This is a genomic window from Herbidospora sakaeratensis, from assembly GCF_001570525.1.
GTDB classification, from domain to species: domain Bacteria; phylum Actinomycetota; class Actinomycetes; order Streptosporangiales; family Streptosporangiaceae; genus Herbidospora; species Herbidospora sakaeratensis.
In genome coordinates this window covers 12340-29214 of the sequence record NZ_BBXC01000021.1, presented here as the reverse complement: position 1 = coordinate 29214, position 16875 = coordinate 12340, and the positions used below count along the sequence as shown (strand labels likewise).

Annotated in this window: 23 protein-coding genes; 16 read left to right on the top strand and 7 right to left on the bottom strand. The window is 71.3% G+C overall.

Annotated elements, in window-relative coordinates; translation table 11 throughout:
• The first annotated feature begins 124 nt into the window (after positions 1 to 124).
• Together AW271_RS31500 and AW271_RS31495 are read left to right on the top strand one after the other, a co-directional pair.
• Positions 125 to 1003: an alpha/beta hydrolase family protein gene (locus AW271_RS31500; protein WP_062341254.1), complete on the top strand. Its 879-nt coding sequence runs from the start codon at positions 125 to 127 to the stop codon at positions 1001 to 1003.
• Positions 1004 to 1202: 199 nt separating this feature from the next.
• Entirely contained in the window at positions 1203 to 1499 is a 297-nt protein-coding gene (locus tag AW271_RS31495; RefSeq protein WP_062341253.1) for a hypothetical protein, read from the top strand.
• A 5-nt stretch (positions 1500 to 1504) separates the two neighbouring features.
• Here AW271_RS31495 and AW271_RS31490 read toward each other — a convergent pair whose 3' ends face one another.
• Positions 1505 to 2029, bottom strand: coding sequence for an STAS domain-containing protein (locus tag AW271_RS31490; RefSeq protein WP_062341252.1), 525 nt, complete (start codon positions 2027 to 2029; stop codon positions 1505 to 1507).
• A gap of 132 nt (positions 2030 to 2161) precedes the next feature.
• Here AW271_RS31490 and AW271_RS31485 point away from each other — a divergent pair, with 132 nt between their 5' ends.
• From AW271_RS31485 to AW271_RS31465, 5 genes are all read left to right on the top strand, one after another.
• Positions 2162 to 3406 carry a sensor histidine kinase gene (locus tag AW271_RS31485; RefSeq protein ID WP_062341251.1) on the top strand — a complete coding sequence of 415 codons (1245 nt, stop codon included), beginning with the start codon at positions 2162 to 2164 and terminating at the stop codon, positions 3404 to 3406.
• The gene (locus AW271_RS31480; protein ID WP_062341250.1) at positions 3397 to 4041 is read left to right on the top strand and encodes a response regulator; all 645 of its coding nucleotides are present in this window, start codon (positions 3397 to 3399) and stop codon (positions 4039 to 4041) included. The genes AW271_RS31485 and AW271_RS31480 overlap by 10 nt, the downstream gene beginning before the upstream one ends.
• Complete coding sequence (locus tag AW271_RS31475) at positions 4038 to 4445, top strand: hypothetical protein (protein WP_062341249.1); 408 nt, start codon at positions 4038 to 4040, stop codon at positions 4443 to 4445. The genes AW271_RS31480 and AW271_RS31475 overlap by 4 nt, the downstream gene beginning before the upstream one ends.
• A 43-nt stretch (positions 4446 to 4488) precedes the next feature.
• Positions 4489 to 4983, top strand: a complete 495-nt coding sequence (locus AW271_RS31470) for an FBP domain-containing protein (RefSeq protein ID WP_062341248.1) — start codon at positions 4489 to 4491, stop codon at positions 4981 to 4983.
• 201 nt (positions 4984 to 5184) lie between these two features.
• Positions 5185 to 6342 carry an alginate lyase family protein gene (locus AW271_RS31465; protein ID WP_062341247.1) on the top strand — a complete coding sequence of 386 codons (1158 nt, stop codon included), beginning with the start codon at positions 5185 to 5187 and terminating at the stop codon, positions 6340 to 6342.
• On the opposite strand, the gene AW271_RS31460 is transcribed toward AW271_RS31465, so the two are convergent.
• Positions 6339 to 6740 carry a DUF2000 domain-containing protein gene (locus tag AW271_RS31460; protein ID WP_062341246.1) on the bottom strand — a complete coding sequence of 134 codons (402 nt, stop codon included), beginning with the start codon at positions 6738 to 6740 and terminating at the stop codon, positions 6339 to 6341. The genes AW271_RS31465 and AW271_RS31460 overlap by 4 nt on opposite strands.
• 101 nt (positions 6741 to 6841) lie before the next feature.
• Here AW271_RS31460 and AW271_RS31455 point away from each other — a divergent pair, with 101 nt between their 5' ends.
• The 3 genes from AW271_RS31455 to AW271_RS31445 are packed head-to-tail and all read left to right on the top strand — an operon-like array spanning position 6842 to position 8618.
• The gene (locus AW271_RS31455) at positions 6842 to 7312 is read left to right on the top strand and encodes an Lrp/AsnC family transcriptional regulator (RefSeq protein WP_218008232.1); all 471 of its coding nucleotides are present in this window, start codon (positions 6842 to 6844) and stop codon (positions 7310 to 7312) included.
• A 23-nt stretch (positions 7313 to 7335) separates the two neighbouring features.
• Positions 7336 to 8037 carry a MerR family transcriptional regulator gene (locus AW271_RS31450; protein WP_062341244.1) on the top strand — a complete coding sequence of 234 codons (702 nt, stop codon included), beginning with the start codon at positions 7336 to 7338 and terminating at the stop codon, positions 8035 to 8037.
• Entirely contained in the window at positions 8034 to 8618 is a 585-nt protein-coding gene (locus AW271_RS31445) for a hypothetical protein (protein ID WP_062341243.1), read from the top strand. Before AW271_RS31450 ends, AW271_RS31445 begins: the two co-directional genes overlap by 4 nt.
• Here the strand turns inward: AW271_RS31445 and AW271_RS31440 are convergent.
• Entirely contained in the window at positions 8515 to 9243 is a 729-nt protein-coding gene (locus tag AW271_RS31440) for a hypothetical protein (RefSeq protein ID WP_062341242.1), read from the bottom strand. The genes AW271_RS31445 and AW271_RS31440 overlap by 104 nt on opposite strands.
• Positions 9244 to 9407: 164 nt before the next feature.
• Here AW271_RS31440 and AW271_RS31435 point away from each other — a divergent pair, with 164 nt between their 5' ends.
• Together AW271_RS31435 and AW271_RS31430 are read left to right on the top strand one after the other, a co-directional pair.
• The gene (locus AW271_RS31435; protein ID WP_062341241.1) at positions 9408 to 10835 is read left to right on the top strand and encodes an alpha/beta hydrolase; all 1428 of its coding nucleotides are present in this window, start codon (positions 9408 to 9410) and stop codon (positions 10833 to 10835) included.
• A gap of 47 nt (positions 10836 to 10882) precedes the next feature.
• Positions 10883 to 11296, top strand: coding sequence for a hypothetical protein (locus AW271_RS31430; RefSeq protein ID WP_157554823.1), 414 nt, complete (start codon positions 10883 to 10885; stop codon positions 11294 to 11296).
• On the opposite strand, the gene AW271_RS31425 is transcribed toward AW271_RS31430, so the two are convergent.
• Positions 11264 to 12487, bottom strand: a complete 1224-nt coding sequence (locus AW271_RS31425; protein ID WP_062341239.1) for a cytochrome P450 family protein — start codon at positions 12485 to 12487, stop codon at positions 11264 to 11266. The two genes, AW271_RS31430 and AW271_RS31425, sit on opposite strands and share 33 nt — an antisense overlap.
• A gap of 69 nt (positions 12488 to 12556) precedes the next feature.
• Positions 12557 to 12997 (bottom strand): redox-sensitive transcriptional activator SoxR, encoded by a 441-nt coding sequence (soxR, locus tag AW271_RS31420; protein WP_062341380.1) that lies wholly within the window; start codon positions 12995 to 12997, stop codon positions 12557 to 12559.
• A gap of 54 nt (positions 12998 to 13051) precedes the next feature.
• Between soxR and AW271_RS31415 the strand changes: the two genes are divergently transcribed.
• Positions 13052 to 13942 carry an NADP-dependent oxidoreductase gene (locus AW271_RS31415; protein ID WP_369408500.1) on the top strand — a complete coding sequence of 297 codons (891 nt, stop codon included), beginning with the start codon at positions 13052 to 13054 and terminating at the stop codon, positions 13940 to 13942.
• Positions 13943 to 13951: 9 nt separating this feature from the next.
• On the top strand, positions 13952 to 14260 hold the full coding sequence (locus tag AW271_RS31410; protein WP_062341237.1) for a hypothetical protein: 309 nt from the start codon (positions 13952 to 13954) through the stop codon (positions 14258 to 14260).
• Positions 14261 to 14308: 48 nt separating this feature from the next.
• Here the strand turns inward: AW271_RS31410 and AW271_RS31405 are convergent, their stop codons facing one another.
• A complete protein-coding gene (locus AW271_RS31405) occupies positions 14309 to 14905 on the bottom strand; it encodes a nucleotidyltransferase family protein (RefSeq protein ID WP_062341236.1) in 597 nt (198 codons plus the stop codon).
• 58 nt (positions 14906 to 14963) lie between these two features.
• Between AW271_RS31405 and AW271_RS31400 the strand changes: the two genes are divergently transcribed.
• Together AW271_RS31400 and AW271_RS31395 are read left to right on the top strand one after the other, a co-directional pair.
• Positions 14964 to 15458 (top strand): DUF1360 domain-containing protein, encoded by a 495-nt coding sequence (locus AW271_RS31400; protein WP_062341235.1) that lies wholly within the window; start codon positions 14964 to 14966, stop codon positions 15456 to 15458.
• Positions 15455 to 15961, top strand: coding sequence for a DUF6328 family protein (locus tag AW271_RS31395; RefSeq protein WP_062341234.1), 507 nt, complete (start codon positions 15455 to 15457; stop codon positions 15959 to 15961). The genes AW271_RS31400 and AW271_RS31395 overlap by 4 nt, the downstream gene beginning before the upstream one ends.
• Here AW271_RS31395 and AW271_RS31390 read toward each other — a convergent pair.
• Entirely contained in the window at positions 15928 to 16875 is a 948-nt protein-coding gene (locus AW271_RS31390; RefSeq protein ID WP_062341233.1) for a TIGR03557 family F420-dependent LLM class oxidoreductase, read from the bottom strand. The genes AW271_RS31395 and AW271_RS31390 overlap by 34 nt on opposite strands.

The window sequence follows — 16875 nt, the reverse complement described above, 5'->3', positions numbered from 1 at the left end:
GATGCGCCACCCCCGGTTCGCTCCTGACTATGACGCAGTCAGCAATTCCGACAGGGCCGTCGTGCGGAGCCGGAAACGCGCCCGCAACACCAGCGGCTCTTCCGAGAACCGGGAGACACCCCCCTTGCGACCCCACTTCTGGTCCCGTCTGTCCCGCATCGCCACCGCCGCCCTCGCGTTCACCCTGGCGACCGGGACCGCCGTCACCCTCGCCCCCTCGGCGCAGGCCGCCGGGTTCGAGCGCGGCCCGAACCCCACCAGCGCGATCCTCGAAGCCTCGCGCGGCCCGTTCTCCGTCGCCACCGCGAGCGTCTCGTCGCTCGTCTCGGGCTTCGGCGGCGGCACCATCTACTACCCGACCGACACCAGCCAGGGCACCTTCGGCGCGATCGCCATCTCCCCCGGCTACACCGCCCGGTGGTCGAGCCTCGAGTGGTTAGGCCCGCGCATCGCCTCGCACGGCTTCGTCGTCATCGGCATCGAGACCAACTCGACCCTCGACCAGCCCGCCAGCCGCGGCAACCAGCTCCTGGCCGCCCTCGACTACCTGGTCAACAGCAGCTCCACCACGGTACGCAGCCGCATCGACCGCAACCGCCTCGCGGTCGCCGGCCACTCGATGGGCGGCGGCGGCACCCTCCACGCCGCCGAGGACCGCCCCTCCCTCAAGGCCGCCGTGCCGATCGCGCCGTGGAACACCGACAAGACGTGGGGCTCGGTCCGCGTCCCGACCCTGATCGTGGCCGGCGAGAGCGACAGCATCGCCTCCCCGACGACGCACGCCAGCCCGTTCTACAACAGCATCAGCCAGACGGAGAAGGCGTACCTGGAACTGAACAGCGCCAGCCACTTCTTCCCGCAGTCGACCAACACCCCGTTCGCCAAGCAGTTCGTCGCCTGGCTCAAGCGCTGGGTCGACGAGGACACCCGCTACAGCCAGTTCATCTGCCCCGGCCCGAGCGGCCTGGCGATCGAGGAGTACCGCAGCACCTGCCCGGTCTGACCGAGCCGGAGAAGCCCCATGACGGCGGTCATGGGGCTTTTCCCTTCGCGCCGGAATGCGGCGATCGGGCTGCGGAGGACCGTCCCGGGTTGTACGCCTGTGAGGTGACCCGATTCCGCGCCCTCGGCTCCGCGGCCACCGTGCTCGTGCTCGCCGCCTGCGGGCCGCCGACGTCGTCGGGGAACTGCCCGCGCACGGCGTGGACGCCAACCTGAGGGCGACCTACCAGGAGGAGGGCCTCAGCGGCGCTTCCTTCCAGGCCGACGCGATCGCCATCACGGGCGGCGGCTCGGCCGACTTCGCGACCGGCGGCCTGATCCAGGTCTTCTCGGACGAGAACGCGGCGGCCGGACACGCCAGGGAGGTCGCGGCGACGCAGCCCCCGGAACACGCCTACCAGGTGGGCAACGTCCTGCTCCGGATCTCCAAGGGCCTGCCGGAGGCCGACGCGCGGCGTTACCGGACCGCCCTGGAGGAGATCGTGCGGCAGGGTTGAGCGCCCTACCCGGTGAAGGCGTCGTCGACCGAGTCGTAGACCTTCAGGCGGGTGCGCAGGCCCAGCAGGTCGAACAGGCGGGCCACCCGGGGTGTCAGGCCGCAGTAGGCCGCCGGGCCCCGGCGGTGGGCGTCGAGGAGGACCTGGAGGCCCGCGCTGTCGATGAACGTCAGGTCCGCGAGGTCGAAGACCACGCGGGCGCCGGAACGCTCCCGGACGTAGTCGTGGAACGCCGGTTCGGCCAGGGCGTCGATCTCGCCCCGGACCACGATGATCACGTCGCCACCTCGGCGGTGGGCGGTCACCTGGAAGGTGCGGCCCGCCAGACCGGGCTCGCCGTCGTCTTCCGCCGTCAATTCGCGCTCTCTCTCCAGAACGGCCCGCGCGGCTTCGCGGAGGTCCGCCCCGCCCCGCCACTCCGCCAGATGCGCCAGATGATAGGCGGCGGCGTAGCGGCGTTCGGCCGGGTGAGCGGCGCGCTGCCGCTGGTCCTGGCGGACACGCTCGGCGGCACGACGATGATCCTCCACAATCCCCACTCTTTCACTCATCCCCGGCGCCCGCCACTTCGGCGCCGGACCCGGGGGTGGTGCCAGCACCACCTTTTTCCCGGGTACCTCGTGGATGGTGGCAGCCCCCGCCCGGTCTCTACGGTTGTCCCCATGGCCCTCACCCAGACGCTCACCCCCTGGGACCGGCTGCGGTCCCACTGGGCCGCCCCGGCCTGGTTGCGCACCGTCCACGTGGTGACCGGGGCGCCGGTCGCGCTGCTGGCGCTGGCCGTGATCGGCGGCCTGGCCGCCGTCTCGATCATCTTCATCTGGACGATCGTGGTCCCGCTCGTCGCACTGCCGCTGCTGTTCTGGCTGCTGCCGCGGCTGACCGGGCTGCAGCGCGGGCGCTTCGCGGCGTTCCTGTCGATCGAGATCCCGGCGGCCCGCCCCCGGCCGGGCACCCGCAACCCCATCCGGTTCCTCTACTCCGAGATCCGTGACCCCCGCACCTGGCGGCAGCTGGCCTACCACCTGCTCGCCCCCCTCATCACCGGCGTCGGGCTGTTCGCCATGATCGTGGCCTGGTCGGGGGCGCTGGCGGCCCTCACGGTGGCGATCAACTACTGGACCGACCGGACCGCCGCCGAGGTCGAGGGCTGGCTGATGCTGACGCTCGCCGGGGCGCTGGCCGTGGCCGGGCCCTGGGCGGCGCGGCTGATCTGCTCGGTCGACGAGGTGGCCGCCGTGTCGCTGCTCGGGCCGAGCGCGGCCGACGTGCTGACCGAGCGCGTCGAGAGCCTGCGCGAGAGCCGCGCCGAGGTGATCGACGCGGCCGACGCCGAGCGCCGCCGCATGGAACGCGACCTCCACGACGGCGCCCAGCGCCGGCTGGTGTGGCTGGCGATGAACCTCGGCATGGCCCGCACCACCCTCACCGACCTGCCCGAACCGGCCCGGCAGGTGATCGCGCAGGCCCACGACGAGGCGAAGCTGGCGCTGAAGGAGCTGCGCGACCTGGTGCGCGGGCTCCACCCGGCGGTGCTCGACGAGCAGGGCCTCGACGCCGCGCTGTCGGGGGTGGCGGCGCGCTCGCCGGTGCCGGTGCGGCTGACGGTCGACGTCGTCCGGCGGCCGTCGCCGACGATCGAGGCGGTGGCGTTCTTCGTGGTGTCCGAGGCGCTGACCAACGTCGCCAAGCACGCCGAGGCCCACGAGGCGTTCGTGACCGTGCGGCGCGAGGGCGACCGGCTCATCGTCGAGGTGCTCGACGACGGCCGGGGCGGCGCCGACCCCGCAGAGGGCTCGGGCCTGCGCGGCCTGATCCAGCGGGCCGGTTCGGTCGACGGCGTGATCACCATCCTGAGCCCCGAGGGCGGGCCGACGACGATCCGGGCCGATCTGCCGTGCGGGTAGTGCTCGCCGAAGACTCCGTGCTGCTCCGCGAGGGCCTCGTCTGGGTGCTGCGGTCGGCCGGCATGGAGGTCGTGGCGGCCGTCGAAGACGCCGAAGGGCTGCTGCGCGCCGCCGAGGAGCACCGGCCCGACCTGGTCGTGACCGACGTGCGCATGCCGCCGTCCCACACCGACGAGGGCCTGCGCGCCGCCCTGGTGCTCCGGCGGCAGTGGCCCGGCCTGTCGATCGTGGTGCTCTCGCAGTACGTCGAGGAGCGCTACGCCGCCACCCTGCTGTCCACGACCACCACCGGGGTCGGCTACCTGCTCAAAGACCGGGTGGCCGACGTGCCCGAGTTCCTCGACGCGCTGCGCCGGGTCGCCACGGGCGGCACCGCCCTCGACCCCGAGGTCGTCGCCCAGCTCCTGGTCCGCCGCCACAGCGACCCGCTCGACCGTCTGACCCGCCGAGAGAAGGAGGTGCTGGCCTTGATCGCCGAAGGCCGCTCCAACACCGGCATCGCCGAGGCCCTGTCGGTCTCGGAGAGCGCCGTGGGCAAGCACATCAACAACATCTTCGCCAAGCTCGACCTGTCCGGCGACGACAAGGACCACCGGCGCGTGCTGGCCGTGCTCCGCTTCCTGAGGGTCTCGTGAACGCGGCGGCGCGCCTGCGCTGGCGCATCGCCGGCGCGGTCTTCACAGCTGGGGTCCTGGTGCTCGGCACGGCGGGCTTCGCCACGGCCGTGCTCGACGAACCGGGGGTCCCGACGGCCCTGACGGACACCCGCACGACCGAGACCGTCCGCGACGAATACCTGCTCTTCACGTCGCGGTTCGTGCTGGTCGACCACGCCGGCCCGGCCGTGCCGGTCCACATCGAACACGGCCCGGGCGACCGGGTGATCATCGAGCGCGAGACCACGTGGGGCCGCGACCGGCCCGACCAGTCGCAGTCGTGGGACGGCCAGACCCTGACCATCGACACCGGCGGCTGCCTCGGCTGCTCGGTGCGCTATCACATCACCCTGCCGGAGCGCACCGAGGTGATCCGGCGCTGATAAACCAGGTGAAACACCCCAGCGGGTTGGGTAGCGTCACCGGGTGATTCCGCTGGTAGAACGAGAGATCCGTGCCTCGTTCGTGAACTGTTCCAAAGGTGAGGCCTCGCGCCTCAACCTCCCGCGCGACCTGCGTGAGCTCGACTGGGAGTCGCTCGACTTCCTGGGCTGGCGCGACCCGCAGTCCCCCGAGCGGGGCTATCTGGTCGCCGACCACGGCGGACGGCCGACGGGGATCGTCATGCGGTTCCCGCAGGGCGTCAAGCGCAGCGTCGTCAAGACGACCGTCTGCTCGGTCTGCGTGACCTCCCACGGGGGCACCGGCGTGGCGCTGTTCGTGGCGCCCCGCGTCGGCGCGGCCGGGCGGCAGGGCAACACGGTCGGCGCCTACCTGTGCTCCGACCTGGCCTGCTCCCTCTACGTCCGGGGCAAGAAGGCCACCGACCGGCTGGCGGGCGGCGAGACCCTGACGCTCGACGACCGGATCGCCCGGCTGGTCGTGAACCTCGACGACTTCGTCGCGAAGGTGCTCGCGTAGGGAGGAGGCCCCGATGACCAGGCGGACGCCCCGCTTCCAACCCCGGCCCCGGGCAGGCACGACGCCTCCCGGGGCCTTCTTCGTGCCTCACATTTCTTAGGAAACTTTCCTAACCATATTGACCCCGGCAGTCAGGACTGTGTTTGATGAGCGCTCAAGAGCGCTCGTCCCACCCGTCTCTTTTCTGTACGGAGTCTGCCGATGGCACGCTCGTTATGCGCACTTCTGGTGCTCTTGTCCGCCCTCGTCGCCACGCCCGCCCAGGCCGCCCCGGCGGTGTTCGCCCATCCGGGCGTCATGGTCAGCCGGGCCCAGCTCGACTTCGTCAAAGGCCGGGTCGCGGCGAACGCCCAGCCGTGGAAGGCCGCGTTCGACCAGATGGCGGCCTCGCCGTTCGCGTCGCTGACGCGCAACCCGACGCCCCGCGCGGTCGTCGAGTGCGGCTCCTACTCCAACCCGAACATCGGGTGCACCGACGAGCGGCAGGACGCGCTGGCGGCGTACACGCTGGCTCTGCGCTGGTACATCACCGGTGACGCGCGCTACGCGACCAAGGCCATCTCGATCATGGACGCCTGGTCGGCCGTGCTGCGCGACCACACCAACAGCAACGCGCCGCTCCAGTCGGCCTGGGCCGCCTCCACGTGGCCGAGGGCCGCGGAGATCATCCGGTACACCTACACCGGCGGCTGGCCCAACATGCAGCGCTTCGCCACCATGCTGCGCACCGTCTACCTGCCCGAGGTGGTCAACGGGTCGTCCAGCAACGGCAACTGGGAGTTGTCGATGATGGAGGCGGCCATCGGCATCGCGGTCTTCCTGGAGGACAAGGCCGTCTACGACCGCGCCGTCGCCCGCTTCCGGGCCCGCGCCGCCGCCTTCCTGTACGTCGCCGCCGACGGCCCCCAGCCGAAGTATCCGCCGGTGGGGAGCGTCGACACCTACGGCGAGCTGGTGAGCTTCTGGCACGGCCAGACCACCTTCGTCGACGGCCTGAGCCAGGAGACCTGCCGCGACTTCACCCACACCGGCTACGGCCTCAGCGCGATCTCGCACGTCGCCGAGACCAGCCGCATCCAGGGCCAGGACCTCTACCCCGAGCTCGCCGACCGGCTCCGGCACGCCCTCGGCTTCCACGCGAAGTACCAGCTCGGCACCGCCGCGCCGTCGTGGCTCTGCGGCGGCTCGCTCAAGCTGGGCCTCGGCCCGGTGACCGAGGTCGGCTTCAACGCGCTGAACACCCGCATGGGCATCGCGATGACCAACACCCAGACCCTCACCGAACGCCAGCGCCCGGCCGGCACCAACTACCTGTTCGTCGCCTGGGAGACGCTCACCCACGCGAAGAACCCGAACTAACGCATCAGGGCCAGGCGTCTGGTCAGCTTCGAGACCGGCGCCTTCGGGCCGAACACGACCAGGCCGACGTAGTCGATCTCGGCCGCCGGGGTCTCCGCCAGGGTCCGCAGGTACTCCCCGTACTCGCGGGCCCGGCGGGCGACCTCGGTGAAGCCGACCACCCTGACGTCGTCGGGCGCGGCGTCGTTGAGCTCGCGCAGTTCGCCGCCCGACGCGGTCAGGATCGGCACGGGGTGGGTGTTCAGGCCGGGGTGGAGGTTGCCGTCGGCGTCCTTGCCGTCGGCGCCCAGCCAGCCGGCCAGCTCGTCGCCGAGGCTGAGGGCCAGCACGGCGGCGGCGTTCACGGCCAGGCCGGTGGGCAGGTCGTCGCGGAGCACCATGACGAGTTTGGTCTGCATCGGACTCCGATCAATCGAGTGGTTCCGATGGCCGACTTTAGGCAATCGCTCCACTCGAAACCGGTCTCACCGAACGTTTGATCGGCGATAGCGTCGAATCCATGGATTTGGACGACATAGATTCGGCGATCATCGCCCAATTGCAGCTCGACGCACGGCAGTCGAACCGCGAACTGGCCCGCAGGGTCGGCATCGCCGCCTCGACCTGCCTGGAGCGGGTCCGCGGCCTGCACGAGCGCGGCGTCATCACCGGCTACCACGCCCGGCTCGACCTGTCGAAGATCGGCCGCGGTGTCCAGGCGCTCGTGGCGGCGCAGGTCAGGCCGTCGAGCCGGACCGTCATCGACAGCTTCCGCGACTGGGCCCAGTCCCGGACCGAGGTGCTGGAGGTGCTGGTCGTGGCGGGCGGCGACGACTTCCTGATCCGGGTGGCCGTCCAGGACAACGAGCGCCTGCACGGGTTCCTCATCGACCACCTGGCCAAGCGCAAGGAGGCGGTCAGCTTCCGGACCCTGGTCGTCTTCCAGCACTCCGCCACGACCGCGATCACGCCGCTGTTGACCATGACGTAGCGGCAACGTTTCTAATCGGAGGCATGCGGATCGGGGAACTCGCCGAGATCGCCGGGGTGTCCACCCGGGCCATCCGGCACTACCACCACATGGGCCTGCTGGCCGAGCCCACCCGGCGGGCCAACGGCTACCGCGACTACCGGCTGCGCGACGCCGTCGTGCTGGCGCGCATCCGGCGGCTGGCCGAGCTCGGCCTGTCGCTCGACGAGATCCGCGACGTGCTGGCCGACGACGAGGGCCGGGAGCTGCGCGAGGTGCTGCTGGAGCTCGACGCCGACCTGGCCCGCGAACAGCAGGCCCTCGCGGCGAAACGAGCGCGCCTGTCCGTGTTGCTGGCGATCGAGGGTGATCTGAGCGCCGACGCGGTGGTCTCTCCGGAAATGGCCGACGTGCTGCGCGCCCTGCCCGGCGAGGGCTTCGCCCGGTTCGACCGCGAGATGATGTCGCTGCTCCCGCCCGACGTGCTGGCCGAGCTGGGCCCCATGGTCGAGGGCGCGGCCGACCTCTACGCCCGCCTCGACGCCCTCCACGACGCCGCGCCAGACGACCCCCGGGTGGCCGCGCTGGCCGCCGACCTCCTCGGCGTGCTGCCCGCCTCGATGGTCGGCGGGCTCGGCGAGGAGGCCGGGGAACGCTGGCTCGGCGAGCTCGGCGTCGAGGTCTCCCCCGCCCAGGCGGCGGTCTTCCACCAGGTCATGGCGATGGCGAGGGAGCAGAACCGATGATCGTGCGGCTGTTGCGGTTCGAGGTCGACGGGCTGGTGTCGGTCGGCCGGTGGTTGCTGCGGCGGCCCGACGTGCCGGCCGGGGCGGTGGCGGTGCCCTACGCGAAGGGGCAGAACCCGCTCCTCACGGTATTCCTGGTGATCCAGGTGGTCGAGACGATCGGCGTGGAGCTGCTGCTGCGGGGGCTCGGCGTGCCCGAGGCGGTGCGCCTCCCGCTGCTGGCGCTGGGCGTCTACGGAACCGTCATGGTCAGCGGCATGATCGCCTCGGGCGTGGTCAGGCCCCATCTCGTCGGCGACGGGGAGCTGCGCGTCCGGCTCGGCCACTACCTCGACGTGCGCGTGCCGGCCGGCCTGATCGAGAGCACCGGCACGGTCCGCGGTTACGAGTCGTCGCTGAAGGTCGACGGCGAGCGGCTGATCGTGCCGGTCGGGTCGCAGACCAACACCCGCGTCACCCTCCGCGAGCCGATCACGGTCACCCGGCCGCTCGGAAAGCGGGCCGTGGTGCGAGTGATCGACTTCTATGCGGAGTCACCACCGGCAGCAGTGGGGAGACCGTCGTCAGCTCACGGGCGGTGAGCACCATCCAGAGCGCGTCGGCCACCAGCGTGGCGTCGAGCAGGACCCCGTAGGCCGCCCAGTCGGGGTCGCCGTCGACGAGGATCCCGGGCGGCATCGGCACGACCTGCCTCAGCAGCGTGGTCGCGGCGGCGAGCAGCCCGGCCGCCAGGGTGGCGGCGCTCCACCGCCCGTCGTAGAACTGGAGCGTAAGGATCAGCCCCCACCAGATGACGAGGACGGTCGTGAACGGCGGGCTCAGCAACCAGCCGATCAGTCCCAGGATCACCAGCACGATCCGCGCCTGCCAGGGCAGCTCCCCGAACACCCCGGGCAGCAGGACCACCACGGCGACGATCAAGATGGTCGGGATCAGCGCGACCAGGAGGCCGGGCAGCTCCGCCAGCACCGCCCACAGCAGGGTGAGGCACAGTGCCAGCGCGATGAGGGCCTGGCGCACCCCCCGGTGCACGGTGAGCGGCGGCATGCGCAGCAGGGCCCAGAGCAGGCAGCCGTGCAGCGCGCCGATCAGCACGAGGCCGGGGATCAGCGCCCACCCGCCGGCGTCCTCGTCCCACCAGCCGTTCATGGTCGCCGCGGCGTGCAGCGCCCGGACCTCGCCGGTGATCGCGAAGAACACCAGCACCGCACCGTAAATGCCGACAATTGCCGCAACTAACAATTTTGACATGTCATTCATCCGTTTTCCGGTCGCAAAGCGACGATCTTAGCGCGGATTATTCGGATGAATGTGGGTGAAGCGACAAGCGCCTGACCAGGAGCAAAGCGGACTGCGATCCTGTCTCGGTCATGGTGGACCAGACTGCCTCCCTCGAACGGGTCACCGCCATCGCCGCCGAGCACCGCACGGCACTCGATCAGGCGACCCGCCTGGTGCACGCCATCGCCTGGACCGGCGGTGGCGCCTCGGCGTTCGCCGACCTGCTCACCGAGCAGCGCACCACTCTCCACGCGGCCCTCTCCGAATCGATTTCCCTTTTTTCCGGTACGCCCGAACCCGCCGCCGGAATACCCGAACTCCCCCGGCCGAAGGGCACGTTCGCGGGTTTCTCCCGGAACGTGCTGCCGACCCTCGCCGGTGAATTGTGCGCCGCCTCCCGCAACCTTGAAGAAATCGCCGTATTCCTGTCACAGGAGTTGAAAGCGGCCGGGGTGTCCGACCGCCCGGCGCGGGTCATCGCCGACCTCGCGTTCTGGTCCGGCGAGCAGGCCAGGGACATCCGCGCCCGGCTGCTCGAACTGCCCCCGGGCACGACCCTGCCCGCCGCCCTGGCCGCCTACGGCGTGTTCGGCGCCCACGCCGGCGACGCCGCCGGGGCCGACGCCCTGCTCAGCAGGGTCACCGAGGGCGACCCGGCGGCGGTCGACGCCCTGCTGGGTCTCCAGCACCGCGGCGCCGACCCCGGCCTCGGGGGCCGGGTGCACGCCTGGTGGACGGTGCAGCACGCGGCGGTCCGCGCCACCTCGCTGGGCCTGCCCGCGTTCGGCGGCCTGCACGGCCTTCCGGCGGTCGTGCGCGACTCCGCCAACAAGGAGTTCCTCCGGGTCGAGCACGGCCTGCTCACCCATGACCTCCACCGGCTCGGCGCGTCGGTGATGTGGCAGTCCGACCGCGACCTGCCGCGCAGCTGGGACCGGGTGAACGTCCAGCTGAAACGCCTGGAGAAGATCAGGTCGGTGACGGCGCCGGTGCCCGGCTACCCCGATCCGATGCTGCTCGGCTTCGACGTCACCGGCCAGGGGCGGCTGACCGTCTCGTGGGGCGACCCCGACACCGCGCAGACCACGGTGATCTTCGTCCACGGCCTGAACACCGGCCTCGCCGACGCGACGACCAGCGTCACCCGCGCCCAGTTGTTGTGGCGGCAGGCCTCGACCATGGCCGGCGCCCCGGTGGCCTGCGTCACCTGGGACGGCTACGACAGCCCGCTGGTCGACTTCGGCGCCTTCACCCCCGACCGCAACGCCGCGCTCGGCGGCCAGGCGCTGACCGCGTTCTGCCTGGGCCTGCGGGCCGCGCACACGCCGTCGGCGACGGCCAGGAACGTGCTGATCGGGCACGGCGACGGGGCGCTGACCGTCCACCGCGCCCTGGCGGGCCGGGGCTGGCTGGCCGACGACGTGATCCTCCTCGGACAGGGCGACGGTGACTGGCGGCCGGAGTCGGCCGCCCTGCGCGACGTGGCCACCATCGTCAACGGATCGGGGCCCCGATGAAGACCGCGCTCGCGTTCTGCTTCCTTCTCACGCTCACGGGGTGTGGCATGTCCGACGACGAAGAACTGCGCGAGCTGCGGGCGACCGACCGGGTGGAGAAACTGGTCCGCGACACGGCCGAGGCGCTGACGCCCCAGCCGCAGCTCGAACTGATCCCGGTGTCGGTGACCCCGACGGCCTGCCTCGACAAGAGCGAGTCGCTGCAGAAGATCGTGGTCAGCCGCGCCTACTGGTTGCGCGGCGTCGGCCGCAACCAGCACATGGTGGTCTCCCGCCAGGTCGCCGACTTCTGGAAGGACCAGGGTTTCCAGGTCACCGCCAAGAACGCGCAGCCCGACAACCCCGACCTGAGCGGGGTCACCGAGCCAGACAAGTTCATCCTCGCGCTGACCTGGGGGTCCGGCGACTACATCTATCTGGCCGCGACCTCACCCTGCGTCTGGCCGGAGTCGTACCGGTAGCCGGTCGAGGGCGCGCAGCAGCGGCAGGGGCCGCCAGCTCAGCTCGTCGGCGGGCGCGGCCAGGCTCATCTCGGGGAAGCGCTCGAACAGCCGTGCCAGTGCGATCCGCGCCTCCAGCCGGGCCAGCGGCGCCCCCAGGCAGTAGTGGATGCCGTGCCCGAAGGCCAGGTGGGGGGCGTCGTCGCGGGTGAGGTCGAGCCGGTCGGGCTCGGGGAACTCCGCCGGGTCGCGGTCGGCCGCCGAGAGGGCCACCGCGACCAGCTCGCCCGCCGGGATGGTCACCCCGCCGATCGTGACGTCCTCACCGGTCACCCGCTGGGGCGCGAAGTTCAGCGGGCCGTCGTACCGGAGGAACTCCTCCACCGCGTCGTCGATCACGCCGGGGTCGCCGAGCAGCTGGGCGTGCTGGTCGGGGTGGGTGAGCAGAGCCAGCACGGCGTTGCCGATCAGGTTGACCGTGGTCTCGTGGCCGGCCAGGAACAGCAGGAAGCAGGTCGAGATCAGCTCGACGTCGTCGAGCTTGTCCTCCTGGTCGCGGGCCTGCACCAGCCCGGTCAGGATGTCGTCGCCGGGCGTGGCCCGCTTCTCCTCGATGAGCGCCGAGAACCGCTCGACCAGGCCGCCGATGCGGCGATCGCGTTCGGCGGGGTCGTCGCCGGCGCGGAAGGGCCGTTCCAGCAGCCCGCGCAGGTGCGCCCGCAGGTCGTCGCGGTCACGTTCGGGCACCCCGAGGAGCTCGCAGATGACGGTCATCGGCAGCGGGTAGGCGAAGGCGTCGATCAGGTCGACCTCTCCGTCCATCCGGTCGAGCAGCCCGGCGGCGATCTCCTCGATCCGGGGCCGGAGCCGCTCGACGGCCCGGGGCGTGAACGCCTTGCTGACCAGCCGCCGCAGCCGGGTGTGGTCGGGCGGGTCGCTGTTGAGCATGTGCGAGGCCAGCTCGGCGGGCTGGACGCGGGCGTCCGGCATGGTGACGGCCCGCTGGAAGGCCGCGCGGAGGGCGGCGGCGTCCTTGCGGAGGCGCGGATCGGCCAGGGCCTCGCGGGCGTCGGCGTAGCGGGTGACGAGCCACACGCGGATCCCGTTGGGCATCACGACCTGGACGACCGGCCCCTCGGCGCGGAGCGCCCGGTAGGCGCCGTGCGGATCCCGCAGGTAGTCGTCACCGAGCTCGGGCAGACCATGCGACACGCGAGGCTCCTTTCCCCACCCGTAGTCATGGCCCGCCGGCCCGGCCGCGACGCCGACCGGGCCGAGCCTTTACGGGAACCGGTGCGGACCCGGACCTTTCCGGCCCAGGACGTCGCCGGGGTTCGAGTAGGGGCACGACACCAGTGACAGGCAGCCGCAGCCGATGCAGTTGGAGAAGTTGTCGCGCAGCGCGGTCAGCTCCTCGATGCGCCGGGTCAGGTCGTCGTGCCATTCGCGGCTGATCCTGGCCCAGTCGCGTTTGCCCGGCACGCCCTCGGCCGGGAGGCGGTCGAGGGCCTCCTTGATGCGCTCCAGCGAGACGCCGACCCGCTGGGCCACCCGGATGAAGGCGATCACCCGCAGCACGTCGCGGCGGTATTCGCGCCGGTTGCCGGCGGTGCGGCGGCTCTCGATGAGGCCGAGGCTCTCGTAGTAGTGGAGGGCCGAGACGGCCACCCCGGCGCGTTCGGCGACCTGGCCGGGCCGGAGCCAGACCGCGTCGGGATCGATCACCCTCGTCTCCCCCGTTGACGTCAAGTGCGCTTGATGAAGTGGACTCTACCCATGGCAATCATGCGGGCGGCCGGAGTGGCCGAGTTCGGGCCGGCGGACCAGGTCCGGATCGTGGAGGTGCCCCGGCCGGTGCCGGGGCCGGGTGAGGTGCTGGTCCGGGTGCGGGCGGCCGGGGTGCAGCCGGCCGACGTGGCGGTGCGGTCGGGCTGGCTGCCGCCGGGCGCCCCGCCGGCGGAGTTCCCGGTCGTCCCCGGCAACGAGTTCGCCGGGGTGGTCGAGGGCACCGGCGAGGAGGTGGTCGGGTTCCGGGTGATGCGGTGCCACGCCGAATACGTGGTGGCGCCGCAGACGCAGGTCGTGCCGAAACCCGAAGGGGTCGACTGGGCGGCGGCGGGGGCGCTGTCGGCGTCGGGGCAGACGGCGCACACCGCTCTGGAACAGCTGGACCTCCGGAAGGGCGAGACCCTGCTCGTGCACGGCGCGGCCGGCGGGGTCGGCACGATGCTCACCCAGCTGGCCGTGCGGCGGGGCGTCCGGGTCGTCGGCACGTCGAGCGCCGCCAACCACGACCATCTGCGGAGCCTCGGGGCCATTCCGGTCGTGTACGGCCAGGGGGAGCTCGACCGGCTCAGGGAGGCCGGGCCCTTCGACGCCGTGCTCGACGCGGCCGGGCACGGGAACCTGCGCACCGCGGTGGAGCTGGTCTCCGACCGCTCGCGGATCGGCTCGATCGCCGACTGGGAGCTGGCGCGGGAGCTCGGCTGCCGGTGGATCGGCAGCGACCGGAACCGGGCCAGGCTGGCCGAACTGCTCGATCTGGTCGCCTCGGGCGAGCTGCGGGTGACCGTCAGGGCGGCGTACCCGCTGGAGGAGGCCGCGAAGGCGCACGCCGACGTGGAATCGGGGCACGGTCGGGGGAAGGTCGTGCTGATTGCCGGGTAGGGGAAGCCGATGGACGAAAACGGACTCACCGTGAACCTCATCGGCTATCACGTCGAGGCCGTCGACGGCCGGATCGGCACCGTCGACGCCGTCAGCGACGAGATCGGCGAGGGCTACCTCGTCATCGACACCGGACCGTGGATCTTCGGGCACCGGGTCATGCTGCCCGCCAGCGTGATCACGCAGGTCGACGCCTCACATCGGAAGATCTACGTCGACCGCACCCAGCAGGAGATCAGCGACGCGCCCGACTTCATCACGGCCGGCGACCCGCCCCGGCGGCCCTACGCCGACCGGTTCCCGTACGGGATCCCGTAAAGGAGAAAGGCCCCGTCCCTCCATGGGGGCGGGGCCTGTCTCCGGGTTCTAGGGCCAGCGCTCGACCGGCACCGGGGTCGGCTTGCCGATCACGTCGAGGCGCTCCAGCAGCACCAGGAACGTCGAGGCGTAGGGCGAGGACTCCACGACGCCCGCCACGCGGTCCCAGTCGACCTGCTCGCGCATCGCCCGGACGGTCGGCAGCAGCCCCGAGTAGTCGCAACTGTGCTCCGACAGCGGCAGGATCCACGAGATCACCAGGTCGGTGGCCTCCAGCACCGGCAGGCTCAGCGCCGCGGTGTTGATCATCGTGGCGCGGCCGATCATCTCGGGGGTGACGGGCCGGTCGGCCAGCTGGAAGATCAGGTCGACCAGCACGCCCTCTTCGTCGAACGCCTTGACCAGCCAGTCCTCCGGCGGCCGTTCGGTCCGGAAGCCCATGTTCTCCAGCGTCTTCAGCGCCAGGGGGACGTCCTCTTCGACCAGCGCGAAGTCGACGTCGTGCAGGGAAGGGGCCGCTCCCCTGGCGTATCCGCCGCAGCCGCCGGCCAGGGCGAAGCGCACGCCCACCTCTTTGAGGCCGGACCCCGCGCGCTTGAGCGTGTCCAGGATGGCGTCGGTTACCTCGTGACTGTGACTACCCACGCCGCACCGTTTGCCCCGGAACGTTCGACCCAAACAATCCGGGGTAATACGTCGCGCCATGACCGAGACCCTCAGAGAGATCAACGACGCGTACTCCAAGGAGCGCCCTTTGGCTTCTTACGCCAGGGTCCTCGGTGTGTACGGCACCGCCGTCGCCGCCCTCCTGGCCGCCGGAAAGCTGACCGGGCGCGAGGCACCCGACCGGGTGACCCCCATGGACCTCGCCCTGATGTCGATGGCCACCCACCGCCTCTCCCGGACGATCGCGAAGGACACCGTCACCAGCCCGCTCAGGGCGCCCTTCACGCGGTACGTCGGCGTCTCCGGGCCCTCCGAACTGAAGGAGGAGGTCCGGGGCGAGGGCCATCGCCACGCCGTGGGCGAGCTGCTGAGCTGCCCGTTCTGCCTGGCGCAGTGGATCGCGACCGGCTACGCGGCCGGGATGGTCTTCGCGCCCCGGGTGACCCGCATGGTGGGCGCGACGATGACGGCGGTGGCGGTGTCCGACTGGTTACAGCTGGCGTACTCGAAAATGATCAAGGTGGCGAAATGACCGAGCAAGAGCACCGCATCCTGCTGACCAACCCCGAGGAGAACCCCAAGGAACGGGTCGACCGTGAGCTGGGTGAACTCCTCCAAGGCCTGCGCGTCCAGTCGACCGGGGTGCAGGTGCTGTTCGCGTTCCTGCTGACGCTCCCCTTCTCCGCCGGGTTCAGCCGGGTCGACGAGTTCGGCAAGTGGCTCTTCTACGCCGCCCTGGTGTCGGCGGCGGTGGCGTCGATCTGCCTGCTGGCCCCCGCCGTGCAGAACCGGATCCTGTTCCGTTCGGGGCTGAAGGAGATCATGCTCCACCGGGCCAACGAACTGGCGGTGGTCGGGGGGATCGCCCTGGCGATCTCGATGACGTGCTCGACCGGGCTGGTCGTCGAGGTCTACCTGGGCGCCACCCCGGCCATCCTGATCGCGGCCGGAGTGGTCTTACTGAGCACCTGGTTGTGGTTCGTGCAGCCGCTGATCACGCTTCAGCGGAACCGCGACAGGATCGCCGACTCGTAGAACTCGAAGAAGCCCTCCTGGTCGGGGCCGATCTGGGAGATGTAGATCTCGTCGTATCCGGCGTCGACGAACTGCTGGATCGCGGCGACGTGCACCTCGGGATCGGGACCGACCGGGAGGGTCAGGTCGTCGGGCCGGACCAGCGTGGCCAGCTGCTCGAAGTGGCGCGGCAGCGGGAGCAGCTGGTTGGCCTCGCCGTCGATGCCCTCGGTCGGCCACAGGCGGTGGGCCAGCCGGCGGGCGTCGTCCTCGTCGGTGCCCCAGCAGACCTTCAGGCCGGCCTGCGCCGGCTTGCCCGCTCCCCCGGCCTTCCGGTACGCCTCCAGCAGGTCGGCGTCCGGCATCACCGACACGAAGCCGTCGCCGATCCGGCCCGCGAGCTCGGCCGAGCCGGGGCCGAAGGCCGACACGTAGATCGGCGGGGGTTCGTCGGGCAGCGTGTAGAGCCGCGCGTTCTCGACGTCGTAGAACTCGCCGTGGTGGGTGACCAGGCCGCCCTCCCACAGTTCGCGGATGATCCCCACGGCCTCCTCCAGCATGCGCTGCCGGTCGCCGGCCGGGGGCCACGGGTCGCCGAAGATGTGCTCGTTGAGGGCTTCGCCCGTACCGACACCCAGATGGAAGCGGCCGTCGAGCAGGACCTGCGCGGTCGCCGCGGCCTGCGCCACGATCGCCGGATGGATGCGCACCAGCGGACAGGTCACCGCCGTCGTCACCGGGAGCGAGACCACCTGGGACAGCGCGCCGATCACCGACCAGACGAACGGGCTCTCCCCCTGCTCGTCGATCCAGGGGTGGAAGTGGTCGGAGATCCACAGACCCTCGAAACCCGCCTGCTCGGCGAGCACGGCCTGCCTGACCAGCTCTTTCGGGCTGTGCTCCTCGGAGCTGAGGAAGTAACCAAAACGTGTCAT